Below are 19,025 nucleotides of genomic sequence, written 5' to 3'. Positions count from 1 at the left end.
GGCCGACGATGGTGCCGACATGGATGTGCGGATCTACCAGGCCATTTTCGATGGCGTGCTCAATCATCGCCTCACGCCGGGTACCAAGCTGCCCGAGCCCGAGTTGTGCCAGCTGTTCGGCGTGGGCCGCGCGGTGGTCCGGCGCGTGCTGGAGAAACTTGCTCACGACGGCATCGTCGCATTGCGGCCCAACCGCGGCGCGGTGATTGCCGAACCCACGCCGGAAGAAACGCGCCAGATCTTCGAGGCCCGTCGCGCGCTGGAGCGCGTATTGGTGGAACTCGCCGCGCAACGCGTCACCGCGGCCGACGTGCGCGACCTCAGGCGCCAGCTCGCCGAGGAGCACGACGCCATGCATCGCTTCGACCAGCCGTCCTGGGCCCGCCTGGCCAGCGGCTTTCACCTGCGCATTGCCGCGCTGGCGCGCAACCCCGTGCTGCAACGCTACCTGACCGAGCTGGTGTCGCGCTGCTCGCTGATCGTGGGCCTCTACGAGCCGCCCGGCCATGCGCCGTGCGAGCACGACGAGCATGCCGCCATCGTCGCGTGTATCGAGGCACGCGACGCCGCCGGCGCGGTGGCGCTGATGGAAGCCCATCTCCATGACCTGGAGCAGCGCATCGAGACCTCGCGCATGCAGGGCGAGAAGAGCCTGGCGCAGATGCTGGGGCTGGGGGACTGACATGGAAATCGACTTCGCCGCGCTCGACGCGTACCAGCGCTACAAGCTGATGGCGAGCCTGATCGTGCCACGCCCGATCGCCCTGGTGACCACCGTGGGCGCGGACGGTACCGCCAACGCGGCGCCGTTCTCGATGTTCAACATGCTGGGCGAGGAACCGCCGATCGTGATGATCAGCGTGAACCGGCTCGACGACGGTTCGCAGAAGGATACCGCCGCCCATATCGCCCGCACCGGCGAGTTCGTCGTCCATCTCAGCGACGAGGCCATGGCGCAGAAGATGCATCGCTGCGGTGAACGTCTGCCGCCGGACGTGAGCGAACTCGCGCGCGTGGGCCTGACGCCGGTGCCATGCACCGAGGTTGCGCCGCCGCGCATAGCCGAGGCGCCGGTCGCCTTCGAGTGCCGGCTCTGGGAGACACTGGAGACGGCCAGCCGCCAGATCTTTATCGGCCGCGTGCTGCGGCTCCATGCGCGCGACGGGCTGATCGACACCGAACGCTGGCGCGTGCGGCTGCAGGAGTATTTTCCGGTGGGGCGCTTCGGTGCCAGCTTCTACGTCACCACGCGCGACCGCTTCTCGCTGGACGGGCACGCGGGCGCGCCCACCATCTCGACCGCCATCGACGAGATGTGACGGCGTGACGATGTGAGGCAGCTCAGCCCGGGTGCATGACGACCAGCAGCGCGGTCGCCACCGACTTGCCCGGGTTCGAAATCGCATGCGGTACGTCGGCGCCATAGCGCGCCGTCTCGCCGTGCCGGAGCTTTTTCTCGTCGGCGGCGGCCCGTACCACCATGGCGCCGGCCAGCACCGAGAGGTGCTCCTGCGTGCCGGCCTCGTGCGGCTCCGACGCCAGCACGCCGCCCGGCTGGATCGTCAGTTCATACCATTCGAAACGGCCGGCAAGTTCGATCGGACCGAGGATGCGCAATTCACACCGGGTATCGGGACTCTTCAGCGCGGGTACCGCGTGCGGCTGCACCACGGTGATGGCCGGCGGCGGCGCGCTGCCCGCGTGCGACAGGAAGTCGGTCAGGCTAACCCCGAGCGCATTGGCCAGCCGCCACAACACCGCCACGGTCGGGTTGGCGAGATTCCGTTCGATCTGCGAAAGCATAGACTTGGAAACACCGGCGCGCCGCGACAGTTCGTCGAGCGACAGCTGCCGGGCCTGACGCAGCGCCTGCAGGGTGGTGCCGACCGCCGGCGGGCCGTCAGCGGTGGCCGGCGTGCGGGTGGAAAGCAGGGCGACGGCAGACGGGGCAGGGGAGGGTTGCGCCATGGAATTGCGTTCTGTATAGTGCACGAATCGTTCGTTATATGAAACATGTTCGATTTATCGATCGAACCGTCCAGACACTAACACCAGGAGCCGGGCCATGTCGAGTACCCAAGCTTTCTATGCCTCCGTGCGGGCCGAGCTGGACGCCATCCGCGCGGCCGGACTGTTCAAGTCCGAACGCATCATCGCCACGCCGCAGGGCGCGGTGGTGCGCACCGGCGACGCGCGCGAGGTCATCAACCTCTGTGCCAACAACTACCTGGGACTGTCGTCGCATCCGCGCGTGCTGGCCGCCGCGCACGAGGCGCTACGCACGCATGGCTACGGCATGAGCTCGGTCCGTTTTATCTGCGGTACGCAGGACCTGCACAAGCAACTGGAAGCGCGGCTGGCACGTTTTCTCGGCACCGAGGACACCATCCTCTACGGCTCGGCGTTCGACGCCAACGGCGGCCTGTTCGAGACGCTGCTCACGGCCGACGACGCGGTCATCAGCGACGAACTGAACCACGCTTCGATCATCGACGGCATCCGGCTCTCGAAGGCGCGCCGCTATCGCTATCGCCATAACGACCTCGACGACCTGCGCGCGCAGCTGGCCCGTGCCGATGCCGAGGGCGCGCGTTTCAAGCTGGTCTTTACCGACGGCGTGTTCTCGATGGACGGAACCGTGGCACGTCTCGACGAAATCCGCGCGATCTGCGACCAGTACGGCGCGCTGCTTGGCATCGACGAATGCCACGCGAGCGGCTTCATGGGCCGGCGCGGCCGCGGCACGCACGAGGCGCGCGGCGTGTTCGGCAAGATCGACATCATCACCGGCACGCTCGGCAAGGCGCTGGGCGGGGCCTCGGGCGGCTTTACCAGCGGACGCAAGGAAGTCGTCGAACTGCTGCGACAGCGGTCGCGCCCGTACCTGTTCTCGAATACGGTGGCACCGGCCATCGTCGGCGCCAGCATCGAGGTGCTCGATATCCTGGAGGAAAGCACCGAGCTGCGCGACCGCCTGGAGCGCAACACGGCGCTCTTCCGCGCTGGTCTGGGCGGCCTGGGATTCGATATCAAGCCCGGCGACCATCCGATCATCCCGATCATGGTCTACGACGCGGAGAAGGCGCAGGCCCTGGCCAGCCGCCTGCTCGACCTGGGCGTCTACGTGGTGGGCTTCTTCTATCCCGTGGTGCCAAAGGGGCAGGCCCGCATCCGCGTGCAGATGAGCGCGCTGCACGATGAAGCGACGCTGCAACGCGCGCTTGACGCGTTTGCGCAGGCTGGCCGCGAACTGGAGCTGATCTGATGCCGCACGTTGCCCACCAGCCGCCGAAGATCCTGATCGTCGGCGCCAATGGCCAGCTTGGCTCCGAACTCGCGGTGGCGCTGGCGGAACGATATGGCCGTACCAGCGTGGTGACCTCGGACGTGGTGCCCACCGGCCGCCATCTGTTTCTCGCGCACGAAATGCTCAACGTGACCGATCGCGGCGAACTCGCGACGGTGGTGGAGCGCCATGGTATTACGCAGATCTACCTGCTGGCCGCCGCGCTGTCGGCCACCGGGGAGAAGGCGCCGCAGTGGGCCTGGAACCTGAACATGACGGGCCTGCTCAATGTGCTGGAAATCGCGCGGCACAACGGCCTTGAGCGCGTGTTCTGGCCGAGTTCGATCGCCGCCTTCGGTCCCACCACGCCCGCGGTCGAGACGCCGCAGAAGACCGTGATGGAGCCGACCACGGTCTATGGCATCTCCAAGCAGGCGGGCGAGGGCTGGTGTCGCTGGTACTTCGAGAACCACGGCGTCGATGTACGCAGCGTGCGCTATCCGGGCCTGATCTCGCACAAGACACCGCCCGGCGGCGGTACCACCGACTACGCCGTCGACATCTTCCATGCGGCGGTCAAGGGTGAGCCGTACGACTGCTTCCTGGAGCCGGACGAGCGCCTGCCAATGATGTATATGCCGGACGCGATCCGCGCCACGCTGGAGCTGATGGAAGCCCCGCGCGACGCGATCCGCGAACGCGGCAGCTACAACCTTGCCGGCATGAGCTTCACGCCGGCCGAAATCGCCGCCGCCATTCGCCGGCGCAAGCCCGGCTTCGCGATCCGCTATGCGCCGGACTATCGCCAGTCCATCGCCGCCGGGTGGCCCGATTCGATCGACGACGGCGCCGCGCGTACGGACTGGGGGTGGTGCCCGCGGTTCGGGCTGGACGCCATGGTCGACGATATGCTGCGCAACCTGAGCGCAACCTGAGCGCAACCTGAGCGCAACCTGAGCACGGCCTGAGCACGGCGGGTCGTGCGCGGGCGCGAGGAGTTGCCGACGACCTTCGACCTTCCCGGGCCGGCTGCCCGCGCTGGTCGCGACCCCGACTGTGACCACGCGCGTGGTCGTCATCTGTGATGCGGCCCCGCATCCGATCCCCGGCAGAATTTCCGCATGGAGCGCCTTGCCCCGCCCGGGCTGCGGGACGGGATTGACCCATGCCGGCCCGCCCTCGGCCTCAAGTGGCGTTAGCTGCCTGTGCTGCCATGTGCACTCGAACTATTCGCAATGAAATAGTTTGTATTCTAATTATTAATCGTCTATCATTCGCCGCATGAACCAGATAGACGCTCTCCGTTTCGCCTTCACCGGTCAGCTGATGCTGGCCGGTCGTCAATGGCGCCAGATCAGCCAGGGTGCACTGACCACGCATAGCGTGTCTGCCGCCGCGGCCGCACCGTTGCTGTTCATCCGCCGGCTCGGCGGCGGCGTGCGGCAGGTCACGCTCGCCGACTACGTCGGGGTGGAAGGGGCCACGCTGGTGCGGCTGGTGGACCAGCTGTGCGCGGCCGGCCTGGTCACGCGCGAGGTCGATCCCAACGACCGGCGCGCCAACCTGTTGTCGCTGACCGAAGCCGGGGAAGCCGCCACCACCCAGATCGAAGAGGAATTGCGCGTGCTGCGCGGGGAGGTGTTTGCCGATATCAGCGCGGAGGACATGGCGGCGGCGCTGCGCGTGCTCGAATCGCTCGCGCGCGCCGTGGCGGCGAGCCACACACCGGGCAAGGCGGAGGCCTGAGCCGATGTTTCACTGGCCCTCCGCGCGCGACTGGCTGTTTTCGGCGAAGGCGTTCATCGCCTCCATGCTCGCGCTCTGGATCGCACTCTATATGGGACTGCCGCGGCCTTACTGGGCCATGGCCACGGTCTACGTGGTGGCACACCCGCTCACCGGCGCCACGCGCTCCAAGGCGCTGTACCGGGTAGCCGGCACGGTGATCGGCGCCTCGGCCGCCGTGATCCTGGTGCCCAACCTCGTGAGCGCGCCGCCGTTACTGATGGCCGCGGTGGCCCTGTGGACGGGCGTGCTGCTCTATATCTCGCTGCTGCATCGCACGCCGCGCAGCTATGTCTTCATGCTGGCCGCGTACACGCTGGCGCTGATCGCATTGCCGGCGGTCGATCGCCCGGAAGCGATCTTCGACATTGCCGTGGCGCGCGCCGAGGAAATCACCATCGGCATCCTGTGTGCCAGCGTGGTCGGTGCGGTCATCCTGCCGACCAGCGTGGCTGGCGTGCTGCGCGACCGCACGCGCCAGTGGCTGGCCGATGCGGGCGTGTGGGCAACCGATATGCTCTCGGCCAACGCCGCCGCGCGCGTGACGCAGCACAAGAGCCGCCACAAGCTGGCGGCCGATATTCTCGCGCTCGACCAGCTCATCAGCCAGCTTTCGTACGACACGGACAGCATCGAACGCGTGCGCGCCGCGCGCGAACTGCGCGGCCGCATGACCATGCTGCTGCCGGTGCTGTCGTCGCTGGCCGCGATCGTCGAGTCGATGCAGGCCGGCAACGGCGTGCCCCCCGCGCTGGCCTCGCGCATGCGCGCGGCCAGCGCATGGATCCAGGGCGGCGCGGTCGAGGCGGCGCCGGTCATCGCCAGCATTCCGCCCACCGAGGGCTGGGATGCCGCGATGCTGACGGCCGCCACCGATCGCCTCCAGCAGATGGTGGCCCTGTGGCAGGACTGCGTGACGCTGTGCCGTGGCATCTGCGCGGACCATCCCACCGCGGGCTGGATGCCCAACTTCCGTCGCTGGGACCTGGGCGCGGCGCGTCACTACGACCACGGCATGCTGCTGTTCTCGACCGGCTCGGTCGCGCTCGGCGTCTTCCTCATGGGCATGATCTGGATCTGGAGCGGCTGGGCCGACGGCGCCAGCGCGGTGGCCAACGGTGCCGTGGCGTGCTGTTTCTTTGCCTCGCAGGACGAGCCCGCGCCGATGATCCAGACCTTCTTCAATGCCAATGTGGTGGCGGTGATGCTGGCGACGGTGCTGCTGTTTGCCGTGCTGCCGATCGCGCATGACTTTGAAATGCTGGTGATGGCATTTGCGATTCCGTTCCTGCTGATCGGTGTGCTGATCGCACAGCCGCCGCTGGCGCTGCTCGGGCTGTCGCTGGGTGTGGTGACGGCGAGCGATATCGGCATCCAGGGCGTCTATAACGCCGATTTCCATACCTTCTTCAACAGCAGCCTCGCGGCCGTGGGCGGCATCCTGTTCGCGCTGTTCTGGACCCTCGTGGTACGTCCGTTCGGTTCGCAGGTGGCGGTGCGCCGGCTGGTGCGCGCAAGCTGGGCCGACCTGGCCAACCACGCCCGCGCCGGCGACATGCGCAACCATACGGAACTGCGCGCCCGCATGCTCGACCGCGTGGCGCAACTGGTGCCGCGGCTGGCTTCCAGCGCGAGCCAGACGGCGTCCGATGGGTTCAACGAGGTGCGCGTGGAGTTGACCACGCTGGCCTTGCAGCGTGAGCTGCCGACGCTCGAAGCCCGGCAGCAGCATGCGGTGCGCCGCGTGCTGCGCAGTGTGGCGGGCTATTACGAGGCGCGCCTGAAGGGCCGCATCGAGGCGCCGCCGCCGGCGTTGTGCACGCGCCTCGCGCGCGCGCAGGCGCTGGTGACGTCGCCAGTTGCGCTCGCCGCGCTGGTCGAAATGCATGTATCGATGTTCCCGCCGGCAACGCTGCCGGCTCCTGTTCCCGCCAAGCCATGACATCCGGTGAAATCAATCTCTATGGCGTGTTCGTGCCCACGCTGTTCGTGTGGATGCTGGTCGCATTCGCGCTCATGTCCGTCGCACGCATGGTGCTCACACGCGTGGGCTTCTATCGGCTCGTGTGGCACAGGTCCCTTTTCAATCTCGCGCTGTACGCGATCATCCTCGGTGGGGTGGTGTCGGTGGTGCGCTCGTTGCAATCATGAAAATCAAACTCTCCTCGATCGGCCCGGTCCTCCTCACGCTCGCGGTAGTTGCCGTTGGCGCGGTGGTGATCCGGCATCTATGGGACTACTACACCATCGCGCCGTGGACGCGCGACGGCCATATCCGGGCGGATGTGGTGCAGGTGGCGCCCGACGTGTCGGGCCTCGTCACACGTGTGGCGGTCAAGGACAACCAGCGCGTGAAGGCCGGCGAACTGCTGTTCGAGATCGACCGCGACCGCTACGCGCTGGCGCTGCAACAGGCCCAGGCCAACGCCGCGGCGATCCGCGCCACGCTCGCGCAGGCACGCCGCGAAGCCGCGCGCAGTCAGAAGCTGTCGGAAGTGGTGTCGCGTGAGGTAGTGGAAGAGGGCCTCGCCAGGGTGCAGCAGGGCGAAGCCAATCTCGCGCAGGCGGAAGCCGCCATCGGCGTGGCGCGCCTCAACCTCGAACGCACGCGCGTGGTGAGCCCGGTCGACGGGTTCGTCAACGACCGGCTGCCGCGCCTCGGCGATTACGTCGCGACAGGCCGGCCGGTGCTGTCGATGGTCGACGAGCGGTCGTACCACGTGGAAGGCTACTTCGAGGAAACCAAGCTGCATGGCATCAGCATCGGCGCGCCGGTGGAGATCCGCATCATGGGCGAGTCGCGTGTGCTGCATGGCCATGTGGTGAGTGTGGCCGCGGGCATCGAGGATCGCGATCGCGCCAATGGCGCCAATCTGCTGCCCAACGTCAACCCGACCTTCAACTGGGTGCGGCTGGCACAGCGTATTCCGGTGCGTATCGCGTTCGACGGCCTGCCCGCCGACGTGCGCCTGGTGGCGGGACGTACCGCCACCGTTTCCGTCACGGAGGAAAGCGGCGGCAAGCCCGCCGCGGCCGCGGATGCCGGCGTGACCATGCAGGCCTCAACCGGAGTATCGAAGTGAAGCGTGTCGCGCAAGTCCTGACTTCGGCATTGCTGTCGTCGATGCTGGCGGCATGCATGACGGTGGGTCCCGACTACAAGGTGCCCGACAACGCGGCGGTCAAGGACAGCGCCGCCAACGGGCCGTTCCAGGGGACCGATCATGCGGCCGTCTCGATCGCGCCGGTGCCCGACGACTGGTGGCGGCTCTACGACGATCCGCATATCGACACGCTGGTCCGCCAGGCGCTGGCCGCCAATACCGATCTGCGCGTGGCTGTCGCCAACCTGAAGCGCTCGATCGCGGTCTATCACGAGGTGGAGTCCGAGAACTGGCCACAGGGCGCGATCCACGGTTCCGCCGCGCGCGGACTGCTGGCGGCGGAGCCGCTGTTGAAGGAGGAGAGGCTGCCCACGCTGAATTTTGGCGATGCAGGCTTCGAGATCTCCTACCTGATCGACTTCTTCGGCAAGCTCGCGCGCGCCGATGAAGCCGCGCTGGCAAGCGCGCAGGCGAGCCAGGCCGCGCTCGACCAGGCCCGCGTCGGCGTGGTGGCGGAAACCGTGCGCGCGTATGTACAAGGCTGCACGGCCACGCACGAACTGCACGTGGCGCAGTACCAGCTCGACCTGCAGCAACGCAGCGTGGGCATCGCACAGAAGCTGGTCGACGCGGGCCGCGGCCAGCCCACCGACGTATTGCGCGCGCAGGCTCAGGCCGATGCGCTGCGTGCCACGCTGCCGCGCTTCCGCGCCGAACAGGAAGGTGCGGCGTACCGGCTGGCGGTGATGCTGGGCAAGCCGCCTACCGCGTTCGATGTGTCGAGCGTGGCCTGCGAGGCGCCGCCGCAACTGCGCCAGGCGCTGCCCGTCGGCGATGGCGCCGCGTTGCTCAAGCGTCGTCCGGATGTCCGCCAGGCCGAACGCGAGCTGGCTTCCGCCACCGCGCGTATCGGCGTGGTGACGGCCGACCTGTATCCGTCGATCCGCATCGGGGCATCGGCCGGCTACTCGGGCATTCTGGAGCACCTCGGCCAGTCGCAGACGGCGCACTGGAATATCGGCCCGGCGATTTCGTGGAACCTGCCCACCAACGGCACGCGCTCCCGCATCCATGCCACCGAGGCCAGCGCCGAGGGAGCGCTCGCACATTTCGATGGCGTGGTGCTCAAGGCATTGCGCGAGACGCAGACCGCGTTGTCGGCGTACACGCACGAGCTGGAGCGCAACCAGGCATTGCGCGCCGCGCGCGACAAGGCTGCCGAGGCCGCGCGCCAGAACCGCATGCTCTATACGGCGGGCCGCTCACCCTATCTGTCCAGCCTTGACGCGGATCGCACGCTGGCCAGCAACGACGCCGCACTGGCAGCCTCCGATGCGCAGGTGGCGATGGACCAGATCAATCTGTTCCTGGCGCTGGGCGGAGGCTGGCAGCACGCCGCGGAGATGGCGGGGCACAAGGAGGCGCCCGCGGAACAGGTTTCCGCGGAATAGACTTCCGCGGGACAGGCTTCGGCGTCGATGCCCCGGGTGGTCAGCCGAATCGATCCAGCAAGCTGTACCAGGCGACGCCCGCCGCAATGTAGAAGCGTTGCAACTGGTGCAGCGGAATCGGCTTGATGGGCGAGATCGGGTAGGGGAAGTCGGCGGCGCCATCTGTCAGCCGAGACGCCAGATGCTTGCCGAAGCTCGTGCACAAGGCAATGCCGCGCCCGTTGCAGCCCACGGCCACGGTGATACCTGGCGCCGGTTCGTGGACATGCGGCATGAAGTCGCGCGTGACAGCGATACGGCCGCTCCAGCGGAACGCATAGTCGACCGGCCCCAGTTGCGGGAACAACAGTTCCAGCGATCTCTCCAGATGCGAGAAATCCTTGGCATCCCTGGGGTCGGCAAAGAACCCCCGGCCGCCCATTAGCAGGCGGCCCTCGGCATCCTTGCGGAAGTAAAGGAGCAGCCGTTGGGACGTCGATGCCGTTTCGCCGCGCGCCAGGATCGAGCTGGCCAGGTCGGGGGCCAGCGGGCGGGTGGCTACGATAAAGCTGTTGGCCGTCAGCAGCGTGTTCTGCAGTCCCGGCCACAGCGAGCCGGTATATCCGTTGGTCGCGATGACCACCTGATCGGCCACGACGGACGCACCGGTCGACAACGTTGCGCGCCACGACCGTTTGCCCGCCGATACTTCCGGCGTCAAGGCGGTGACGGCATTGCCGCCGTGGATGGCGGCACCCGCGCGCCCGGCCGCCCGTACCAGCCCGCGCGTATATGACAGCGGGTGAATGGCGCCCGCCCGGCCATCGAGCCAGCCGCCGGCAAAGGCACGCGTGCCGACGCGTTGCGCCACCGCGGTCTCATCGAGCATCTCGACCGGCGCCCCCCTGCGTTGCCACTGCCTTGCGCGTGCATGCATGGCGGCTACGGCCTTGTGGGCATAGGCGAGTTGCAACCAGCCGCTGCGCACGGGCTGGCAATCGATGTCGTGTTGCCGGATGAGATCGAAGACCAGATCGGCCGACTGCGAGACGGCATGGATCAGCCGTTCCGCCTGTGGCTCGCCGAGGATGCGCACCAGCTCGTCCGGGTCATGCTTGAGGGTGGGGTTGACTTGCCCGCCGTTGCGGCCGGAAGCGCCCCAACCCGGCTCATGACTGTCGACCACGCACACGGAAGTCCCGCGTTCCGCCAGATGCAGCGCGGTCGACAACCCGGTAAATCCTGCGCCGATCACCAGAACATCGGTCCGCGCGGAATCCACGAGCGCGGGGGTGGGCTGCGGCGCGACCGCGGTGGCGGCCCACAGCGATGGCGGCAGGGAATGGATGGCGTGCGCACTCATGCAGCGTCGCCTCCCGCCCCTGCCACGGGCTTGTGCAGGACGCGGCGAAGGAAGTCCTGCGTGCGCGCATGGCGGGGTGCGCCCAGCACCTGCGCGGAGGGGCCTTCCTCGACGATCCGGCCACCGTGCAGGAAGCAGACGCGATCGGCAACCTCCCGCGCAAAGCCCATCTCGTGCGTGACCACCACCATTGTCATGCCCTCGGCGGCCAGCCCGCGCATGACGTCCAGGACGTCACCGACGAGCTCGGGATCGAGGGCCGAAGTCGGTTCGTCGAACAGCATGGCTTCCGGCTGCATGGCCAGCGCCCGCGCGATGGCGACGCGTTGCTGCTGCCCACCCGACAACTGGCTCGGATAGGCCGAGGCTTTGGCGGCGAGGCCGACCTTCTCCAGCAGTGTCAGCGCGCGCGCACGCGCCTGGTCCGCGCTTTCGCCTCGCACATATACCGGCCCTTCCATGACATTCTCGAGCACCGTACGGTGAGGGAAGAGATTGAAGCGCTGGAACACCATTCCCATGCGGCTGCGCAGCTTGTGGATGTCCCGGCTGTCACGGTCCACACGCTCGCCAAACGCCCGGATCACGCCGCCGTCATAGGATTCCAGGCCGTTGATACAGCGCAGCACGGTGGACTTTCCCGAACCGGACGGTCCGATCAGGCACACGACTTCGCCGGCGTCCACGTGCAGGTCGACACCATGCAGCACCTGGTGGTCACCAAAGCGCTTCTCCAGTTTCTCAATATCGATCATGACCGTTTCTTCCCGACACCAAAGCGCATTTCCAGGCGTCGCAGCATGTACACCAGGGGCAGGCTCATCAGCAGGTACAGCAGGGCCACGAGCGTATACACCGTCATGTTCTGGAACGTCGACGAGGCAATGAGTTGTCCCGCGCGCGTCATTTCGGCGACGGTAATCGTCGATACCAGCGACGAATCCTTCAGCATCATCACCAGCGTGTTGCCGTAGGGCGGCAGGGCGATGCGAAACGCCTGGGGCAGGATTACGCGGCGCATGATCAGCGCCGAACGCATGCCCATCGCCTGCGCGGCTTCGCGTTGACCCGGATCGACCGCCTCGATGCCCGCCCGGAAGTTCTCCGCCTGGTAAGCGGAATAGGCGATGCCCAGCCCGATCACGCCGGCCTGGAACGCGGTCAGATGGATGCCGATATCGGGCAGCACGAAATAGATGTAGAACAGCTGCACGATGATCGGGAGGCCGCGGATCAGGTTGACGATGCCCGCGCCGAGCATGGACACCGAGCGCACGCGCGACAGCTTCATCAGCGCCAGGCCCAGGCCGAGTACACTGCTCAACAGGAACGAGAGCACGGTGACCTCGACCGTGACCACCGCGCCCTTGAGCAGGATCGGCAGGAACTCGACGGCGTTGTTCACAAGGTTTGCCACGTCCATCGCGCTTACATGCCCCACTTCTGAACGATCTTCGCCAGCGTGCCGTCTGCCTTGATGGTTGCAATCGCCTTGTTCAGCCGCGCAAGCGTCTCGGTATCGCCCTTGCGCACCACCAGGCAGACGTCGCCGACGTTGACGGGCTTGTAGCTGTCGACGAGCTTCACCCCCGGGAACGCGTGCTGACGGATCTGATAGGCGATCAGCGGCTGGTCGCCCAGGGCCGCCTTGATGCGGCCCAGCGACAGGTCCCGCGACATGTCGGCAATCGAGTCATAGCTGCGCACTTCCTTGAAGATGCCCTTCTTGTTGAGCATGTCCAGGAACACCGTCCCCACCTGTGCGCCGACGACCTCGCCCTTGAGTTCATCGATCGAGACGTACGGCTTGGGGTCGTCCGCCTTGACCATCAGGCCTTCGCCATAGGAATAGACCGGGTCGCTGAACGCGACGACCTGCTGGCGGGCCGGCGTTTTCAGCATCGCCGCCGAGATGATGTCGATCTTGTTGGACGTGAGCGAGGGGATCAGCGCGGAGAACGTGGTCTGCTGCACGTCCGCCTGAAAGCCGGCCGCCTTGCCCACCGCGACCACCGTGTCGACCATCATCCCCTGAATGGTGTTGGTCTTGACGTCGAGGAAGGTGAACGGCACGCCGGTGGCGGTGGCCCCCACGGTGTATGCGCCGGGCGCACCACCTTGGGCACTGGCCATCGAAACGGTGCCTGCTGCCATGCACATGGCCAGTGCAAGGGATCGGAGGGATTGAGCGAAAGACATGCGATTACTCCTTGGCGAGGGGGTCAATGGCGCGCATTCGGGGCGCACCGTTGGATCATGCAATCTGTATGCCTATCATCGAAGTCATGACATCAATCTGTAATTGGCAAAAACCACTAGTTGCACCATAAGAATCGATATGCGATTCTGCGAAGGCTAAAAACGATACTTTGCCGGTATATTTGTGATGAGTAGAACTCAAATGTCAGAAGCCCAGGGCGCCGACACGCAAGGCAGCCAGCTTTTCAATCAGTCGCTGGAGAAAGGACTGGCCGTCCTGGCGGCCTTCAGTGCCTCGCGTCGCACCATGACGATCGCCGAGATCGCCGAAGTGGCGGAGATCAACAAGAGTTCCGCGCAGCGCATGGTGTTCACGCTGGAGCAGCTCGGCTATCTGCGCAAACACCCGCAGACCCGGAGATATCAGCTGACGCTGCAGGTCATGAAGGTCGGCTACAACTACCTGGCCGCCGACCCGTTGATCGATGTCGCCAACCCCTTCCTGTCCGAAATCACCAAGGTCACCGCGGAGACCAGTTGCCTGACGGAACCGGATGGCGACGAGATGGTGTACACGGCGCGATTTGTCAGCGCGCATTTTGTGCCGGTACATATGCCGATCGGCAGTCGCGTACCCATGTACTGCACGGCATCGGGACGCGCGTACCTGAGCGCGTTGCCCGAAGGCGAGGCCAGGGCGCTGATCGAGCAGTCGTCACGGATCTCGCATACGCCTTACACGCGGACCGCGGTCGACGACGTCATGGCGGAGCTTCGGCAAGCCAAGCTGCGTGGCTATGCGATGAATGTGGAAGAACTGTTCCTGGGCGACATGACGATTGCCGCGCCGGTGATCGGTGGCAAAGGCCGGCCCCTCGGCGCCATTCACGTGGTGGCGCCAACCGCGCGCTGGACCGCGGAGGAGGCCGAGAAGAAACTGGGGCCGCCGGTGCTTCAATGCGCGCGCGCCATCAGCAGTTCGGTCCGGACCCTGGGCTAAGTCGCGCGGTGCCGTCCGGCGTGGCGGGACCGTACCGACCCCGCCACGCCGTGTGCGCACGGTTCAGGCCGCGAGCGGTTCGTTGAGCGCCGGGCTGGCGGCGATCCCGGGCACGGATTGCACTGGGGACGGCACCGCGGACGGCCGCAGCATGGTTCCCGTGTCGCGATAGCGCATGTGCATGGCGAATGCTTCTTCCAGGAGGTGCGGCGTCTGGCCGCCGCGGGCGCAGGCGCGCGTGAAGTAGTCCTGCAGCGCATCGCGATAGCCCGGATCGACGCAGTTGGCGATGATCGCGCGCGCGCGTTCGCGCGGCGCAAGTCCGCGCAGATCGGCCAGCCCGTGTTCGGTCACCAGGATATCCACGTCGTGCGCGGCATTGTCCACGTGCGGCACCATCGGCACGATGCTGGAGACCTTGCCGCCCTTGGCTACCGACTTGGTGACAAACACCGACAGGTACGCATTGCGCGCGAAGTCGCCCGAACCGCCGATGCCGTTCATCATGTGGGTGCCGCCCACGTGCGTCGAATTGACGTTGCCGTAGATATCGCATTCGAGCGCCGTATTGATGGCGATCGGGCCCAGCCGGCGCAGCACCTCGGCATGATTGCTGATTTCCTGCGGACGCAGCACGAGATGCGATTTGTAGCGCTCGATGTCGCGCAGCACCTTGTCGTAGACCGGGCGCGACAGCGTCATCGACGACGCCGAGGCGAAGCGCAGCTTGCCGGCATCGATCAGCGCGATCGTACTGTCCTGCAGCACTTCCGAGTACATCGTCAGGTCGTGGAACGGCGCGTCGGCAAGGCCCTGCAACACCGCGTTGGCGATGGTGCCGATGCCGGCCTGGAGCGGCCGCAGCGAAGGTGGCAGCCGACCGGCGTTCACTTCGCTGACAAGCAGCGCGATCAGGTGGCTGGCGATACGCTGGGTCTCGTCGTCGGCAGGGGCGGCGTTCGACGGGCTGTCGTCGTCCTGCGTGATGACGATGGCGGCGATGCGCGCGGGGTCCACCGGGATATAGGGCAGGCCGATGCGCTGCTCGGGCGCGATCAGCGGAATCGGTTGCCGGTAGGGCCGGTCGACCGGGAGGCTCACGTCATGGAGGCCTTCGAGACCGGCCGGCATGTTCAGGTTGATCTCGACGATCACCTTGCTGGCCTGTAGCGCAAAGCTGGCCGAATTACCGACGGAGGTGGTCGGCACGATGCCGCCCGACTCGGTGATGGCGGTCGCTTCGATCACGGCGACATCGACCGGCGCGAGATGGCCGTCGCGCAGCCACTCCGCGACTTCGCCCAGATGCTGGTCGATAAACGCGATCTCGCCGTTATTGATGCCGGCGCGCAGCGTGGCGTCCGACTGAAAGGGCAACCGGCGCGCCAGCACGTGGCTCTCGGTCAGTACCTTGTCGACATCGTTGCCGAGCGAGGCACCGGTGATCAGCGTGATCTGCAACGGATCGTCGGCGGCGCGTCGGGCCAGCGCGAACGGTACGGCCTTGCAGCCGCCGGCGCGGGTGAATCCGCTCATCCCCACGGTCATGCCATCGTGGATCAGCCGGGCGGCCTCGTCCGCCGACACTACCTTGCTATGCAGACTGGCCAGTCGAATCCGATCGCGGTACATCATGTCTCCATCGTTGATTTGCCGCGCCGCGATCGCGTCAGGTGCTCGCGCTTCGGGACATCGCCTGGCGGGATATCGCGTGCAAAAGACGGCGGCGCAAGTCAAGTGTACCGATGCGCGATTATTCCGATGATGACATTAACGACTACATACCAGTCGGGATTTTCATGGTGTTTGCGGCCTGGCCCAGGACCGCTTCGCAGACTTCCAGCCAGGCCCGGGCGGCGTGCGACAGGTAGCGCCCGGGCGCCCAGATATGGGCGAGCGCCCAGTCGAGCGTCGGCTCCGCCAGCCGGGCGACGGCCAGCTGGTCGCGCGACTCCAGGCGTGCCAGCAGCGGTTCCGGCAGGAAGGTGGTGCCCAGGCCCGCGGCCGCCATCGATGCCAGGAAATCCCAGTGGCCGCTTTGCGCCACCACGAGCGGATCGATGCGGGCGTCGAGAAATGCCTGGCGCAGCATGCGTGTCAGCGAGAATGCTTCGGTCAGCATCACCAGCGGCTCGTGCCGCAGGGCCTCCAGCGTAACGGTGCGGCCGCTGGCCCAGGCGGCACGCCGCGGCCCCACGGCCCATACCGGATAGCGGGCGAACTCGCGCGTCTCCAGCGCCAGACCGGTGTCGCCGAGTACCACGGTGGCGCCCACTTCGAGCTCGCCGTCGGCGACCTGCTGCTCCACCACCTGCCCGCCGTGCTCCGACAAGGTGAGATGGACGTTGGGATACTTCCTGACGAACGCGCTCACCGCCGGCGAGAAGAACAGGTTGACCATGGGCGGGATGCCCACCGTCAGCTGGCCGCGCCCCAGCGACGACAGGTCGGCGACCTCCAGCGTCAGTCGATGCACCACCCCGAGCGCTTCCTGGCCGCGGTCGTAGACCACCTTGCCGGCATCGGTCAGCCGCACCGATTTGCCTTCGCGGATCAGCAGCGGCTGGCCGACCTCGTCTTCGAGCTGCCGCACCATCTTGCTGATGGTGGACTGGGTCACGGAGAGGGAAGACGCCGCCTGGGTAAAGCTCTTCAGGCGCACGGTCTCGACGAAGTAGCGCAGCGCACGGATGTCGATCGGCATGTTTCTGTGTATATGAAAATTACGACTGCATCGCAGAAGTTTAAATCATAAGGAGAATGCCGGGTCGACGGCTACACTGGCGATCGACGCCCCCATTCCACCGCACGCGCGGTGTACGACACGACATGGCTAGCTGGCTGCATGCGCGACAGTGGCTGTTCTCGCTGAAGGCATTCGCAGCCGCGATGCTGGCGCTCTATCTTGCGCTGTACTTCGGCCTGGCGCGCCCGTACTGGGCCATGGCGACGGTGTACTTCGTCTCGAATCCGCTGACCGGCGCCACGCGTTCCAAGGCGGTCTACCGCGTGGCCGGCACCGTCCTCGGCGCGGCCGCGGCGGTCGTCACGGTGCCGCTGCTGGTCAATATGCCCATCGTGATGATGGGCGCCATCGGCCTGTGGATCGCGGTGCTGGTCTACCTGTCGATGCTGCAGCGGTCGCCGCGCGGCTATGTCTTCCTGCTCGCCGCCTATACGTTGCCCATTGTCGCGTTGCCCGCCGTGATGCAGCCCGCCGAGATATTCGGCATTGCGGTGGCGCGCATCGAAGAGATCGTGATCGGCATCGTATGCGCCGCCCTGGTGGGCGCCATCGTCTTTCCCGCCAAGGTCGCGCCGGCGCTGCGCGCGCGCGCACGGACCTGGCTCGACGACGCCGCCATCTGGGCCGACGATATTGCGCGCGGCCATGCGCGCGCCAGGGCCAGCCGTCATCGCATGGCGGCCGATATGCTGGCGCTCGACCAGTTGATCGAACAACTGGCCTTCGATGCCGAAAGCCGTCAGGCCGTTGGCCACGCGCGCAATCTGCGCGCGCGCATGTCGCGCGTGATCCCGGTGCTGTCCGGTCTGGACAGCGTGTTGCACGCCATGCGTGCGCAAGCGCAGCCCGCCGGGGCATGCCCGGCATCTCCCGCCGCGTCCTCCGCCGGGGCCCCTGCCGCACCCGCCGCACCTGCCGCACCTGCCGTGGCACGCTCTCCATCACTGACCTTGGCGCCGAGCGCGGCACCAGTGCATGGCGTGGCCCCGACCGCGATGCCGCGTCCTGCGCTGGAGCAAACCGCGGCCCATCTGCAACGGCGCTACGAGGCGCTGATGCGCGGTTGTATGGCGCTTGAGCGGAGGATCGGCGAGGGCGACCCCACGGCGGCGCCCACCGCGCCCGGCGCCGAGCCCCAGCATGAACCGGTCGAGCCGCCGGCGCTCCATCACGACCATGTCATGCTCGGCCTCGGCGCGCTGTCGGCGGGCCTGGCGGTGTTCTGCAGCGGCATGCTGTGGATTCTTTCGGGATGGGAAGACGGCGGCGGCCCGGTGGCGATCTCGGCGGTAGCCAGCTGCTTCTTCGCCATGATCGACGAGCCGCGCCAGCTGGTCCGCTCATTCATGCGCTGGAGCGCGGTCTGCCTGGCGATTTCATCGTTCTACCTGTTCCTGGTGGTGCCACATGCGCACAACTTCGAGACACTCGTCGGCATGCTCGCGCTACCTTACCTCGGCATCGGCATGCTCATCACGCGGCCGGGGTTCAACCTGGTGGCCATGCTGCTGTCGGTCAACACGGCGTCGTTCGCGCCGGTGCAGAGCGGCTTCGATGCCAACTTCCTTGGCGTGTTCAACACCAACCTCGCCAACGCGGCGGCGATGCTGTTCGCGCCACTGTGGGCCGTGCTGGCGCGGCCATTTGGCGCGCACGTGGCGGCCCATCGGCTGATTCATGCAAGCTGGCAGGATCTTGCGCGCGCCGCCACCTGGCGCGCCGCCGACGCGCAAGCGGGGCTCGGGGCACGCATGCTCGACCGTCTGGGGCAACTCATGCCACGGCTCGGTGCCGCGCATGGGCGGATCGCCTCGGACGGCTTTACCGAACTGCAGATCGGTTACTGCACGCTGGCGTTGCAGCGGGCGTTGCCGGGGCTGTCTGCCGACGCGCGCAAATCCGTGCGGCGGGTGCTGGGTATCGTGGCCCGGCATTTCCGCGCGCAGGCGCGCTCGGGCCATATCACGGCGGTACCGCCGTCGTTGCATCGGTGGGTCGAGGCGGCACTGGTCCAGATCGCCGCGTTGCCCGATCGCGAACTGGTCGCCAATGTCCGCAGCGCCCTTGTGGTGCTGGCCGTGACCTTGCGTGCCCAGCAAACGGGCGACTGAG

General features: G+C 66.9%; 18 protein-coding genes. 11 read left to right on the top strand and 7 right to left on the bottom strand.

What is annotated here, in order from left to right; translation table 11 throughout:
* Positions 1–19: 19 nt before the first annotated feature.
* Positions 20–682, top strand: coding sequence for a GntR family transcriptional regulator (locus tag DFLDMN_RS26080; RefSeq protein WP_423200578.1), 663 nt, complete (start codon positions 20–22; stop codon positions 680–682).
* A gap of 1 nt (position 683) precedes the next feature.
* Positions 684–1,319 carry a flavin reductase family protein gene (locus DFLDMN_RS26075; RefSeq protein ID WP_423198642.1) on the top strand — a complete coding sequence of 212 codons (636 nt, stop codon included), beginning with the start codon at positions 684–686 and terminating at the stop codon, positions 1,317–1,319.
* Positions 1,320–1,341: 22 nt separating this feature from the next.
* Here DFLDMN_RS26075 and DFLDMN_RS26070 read toward each other — a convergent pair whose 3' ends face one another.
* Positions 1,342–1,968 carry a helix-turn-helix domain-containing protein gene (locus DFLDMN_RS26070; protein ID WP_423198641.1) on the bottom strand — a complete coding sequence of 209 codons (627 nt, stop codon included), beginning with the start codon at positions 1,966–1,968 and terminating at the stop codon, positions 1,342–1,344.
* Between the two features lie 97 nt (positions 1,969–2,065).
* On the opposite strand from DFLDMN_RS26070, the gene kbl reads away from it, so the two are divergent.
* The 7 genes from kbl (at position 2,066) to DFLDMN_RS26035 (ending at position 9,626) form a co-directional block, all read left to right on the top strand.
* A complete protein-coding gene (kbl, locus tag DFLDMN_RS26065) occupies positions 2,066–3,265 on the top strand; it encodes a glycine C-acetyltransferase (protein WP_423198640.1) in 1,200 nt (399 codons plus the stop codon).
* On the top strand, positions 3,265–4,221 hold the full coding sequence (locus DFLDMN_RS26060; RefSeq protein ID WP_423198639.1) for an NAD-dependent epimerase/dehydratase family protein: 957 nt from the start codon (positions 3,265–3,267) through the stop codon (positions 4,219–4,221). Before kbl ends, DFLDMN_RS26060 begins: the two co-directional genes overlap by 1 nt.
* 346 nt (positions 4,222–4,567) lie before the next feature.
* Positions 4,568–5,032 carry a MarR family winged helix-turn-helix transcriptional regulator gene (locus DFLDMN_RS26055; RefSeq protein WP_423198638.1) on the top strand — a complete coding sequence of 155 codons (465 nt, stop codon included), beginning with the start codon at positions 4,568–4,570 and terminating at the stop codon, positions 5,030–5,032.
* A 4-nt stretch (positions 5,033–5,036) separates the two neighbouring features.
* A complete protein-coding gene (locus DFLDMN_RS26050; RefSeq protein WP_423198637.1) occupies positions 5,037–7,013 on the top strand; it encodes an FUSC family protein in 1,977 nt (658 codons plus the stop codon).
* Entirely contained in the window at positions 7,010–7,222 is a 213-nt protein-coding gene (locus tag DFLDMN_RS26045; RefSeq protein WP_423198636.1) for a DUF1656 domain-containing protein, read from the top strand. Before DFLDMN_RS26050 ends, DFLDMN_RS26045 begins: the two co-directional genes overlap by 4 nt.
* A complete protein-coding gene (locus tag DFLDMN_RS26040; protein ID WP_423198635.1) occupies positions 7,219–8,154 on the top strand; it encodes an efflux RND transporter periplasmic adaptor subunit in 936 nt (311 codons plus the stop codon). The genes DFLDMN_RS26045 and DFLDMN_RS26040 overlap by 4 nt, the downstream gene beginning before the upstream one ends.
* Positions 8,155–8,195: 41 nt before the next feature.
* The gene (locus tag DFLDMN_RS26035; RefSeq protein WP_423200577.1) at positions 8,196–9,626 is read left to right on the top strand and encodes an efflux transporter outer membrane subunit; all 1,431 of its coding nucleotides are present in this window, start codon (positions 8,196–8,198) and stop codon (positions 9,624–9,626) included.
* Positions 9,627–9,666: 40 nt separating this feature from the next.
* On the opposite strand, the gene DFLDMN_RS26030 is transcribed toward DFLDMN_RS26035, so the two are convergent.
* Genes DFLDMN_RS26030 through DFLDMN_RS26015 form a run of 4 tightly spaced genes read right to left on the bottom strand, consistent with a single transcriptional unit; the run spans position 9,667 to position 13,167 of the window.
* The gene (locus DFLDMN_RS26030; RefSeq protein WP_423198634.1) at positions 9,667–10,968 is read right to left on the bottom strand and encodes an NAD(P)/FAD-dependent oxidoreductase; all 1,302 of its coding nucleotides are present in this window, start codon (positions 10,966–10,968) and stop codon (positions 9,667–9,669) included.
* Positions 10,965–11,723 carry an amino acid ABC transporter ATP-binding protein gene (locus tag DFLDMN_RS26025; RefSeq protein ID WP_423198633.1) on the bottom strand — a complete coding sequence of 253 codons (759 nt, stop codon included), beginning with the start codon at positions 11,721–11,723 and terminating at the stop codon, positions 10,965–10,967. Before DFLDMN_RS26025 ends, DFLDMN_RS26030 begins: the two co-directional genes overlap by 4 nt.
* Positions 11,720–12,373 (bottom strand): ectoine/hydroxyectoine ABC transporter permease subunit EhuD, encoded by a 654-nt coding sequence (ehuD, locus tag DFLDMN_RS26020; RefSeq protein ID WP_423198632.1) that lies wholly within the window; start codon positions 12,371–12,373, stop codon positions 11,720–11,722. The genes DFLDMN_RS26025 and ehuD overlap by 4 nt, the downstream gene beginning before the upstream one ends.
* A 23-nt stretch (positions 12,374–12,396) precedes the next feature.
* Positions 12,397–13,167: an ABC transporter substrate-binding protein gene (locus DFLDMN_RS26015; protein WP_423198631.1), complete on the bottom strand. Its 771-nt coding sequence runs from the start codon at positions 13,165–13,167 to the stop codon at positions 12,397–12,399.
* Between the two features lie 202 nt (positions 13,168–13,369).
* Between DFLDMN_RS26015 and DFLDMN_RS26010 the strand changes: the two genes are divergently transcribed.
* Complete coding sequence (locus DFLDMN_RS26010) at positions 13,370–14,167, top strand: IclR family transcriptional regulator (RefSeq protein ID WP_423198630.1); 798 nt, start codon at positions 13,370–13,372, stop codon at positions 14,165–14,167.
* A gap of 63 nt (positions 14,168–14,230) precedes the next feature.
* Here DFLDMN_RS26010 and DFLDMN_RS26005 read toward each other — a convergent pair whose 3' ends face one another.
* The gene (locus DFLDMN_RS26005) at positions 14,231–15,799 is read right to left on the bottom strand and encodes an acetyl-CoA hydrolase/transferase family protein (protein WP_423200576.1); all 1,569 of its coding nucleotides are present in this window, start codon (positions 15,797–15,799) and stop codon (positions 14,231–14,233) included.
* A gap of 145 nt (positions 15,800–15,944) precedes the next feature.
* A complete protein-coding gene (locus DFLDMN_RS26000) occupies positions 15,945–16,871 on the bottom strand; it encodes a LysR substrate-binding domain-containing protein (protein WP_423198629.1) in 927 nt (308 codons plus the stop codon).
* Positions 16,872–16,996: 125 nt separating this feature from the next.
* On the opposite strand from DFLDMN_RS26000, the gene DFLDMN_RS25995 reads away from it, so the two are divergent.
* Positions 16,997–19,024, top strand: coding sequence for an FUSC family protein (locus DFLDMN_RS25995; protein WP_423198628.1), 2,028 nt, complete (start codon positions 16,997–16,999; stop codon positions 19,022–19,024).
* Position 19,025 lies beyond the last annotated feature (1 nt).

The sequence above is a fragment of the Cupriavidus sp. H19C3 genome (genome assembly GCF_049393815.1).
Lineage (GTDB): Bacteria > Pseudomonadota > Gammaproteobacteria > Burkholderiales > Burkholderiaceae > Cupriavidus.
Note: the sequence above shows the minus strand (reverse complement) of the source record. Positions and strands in the feature narration are given on the sequence as shown.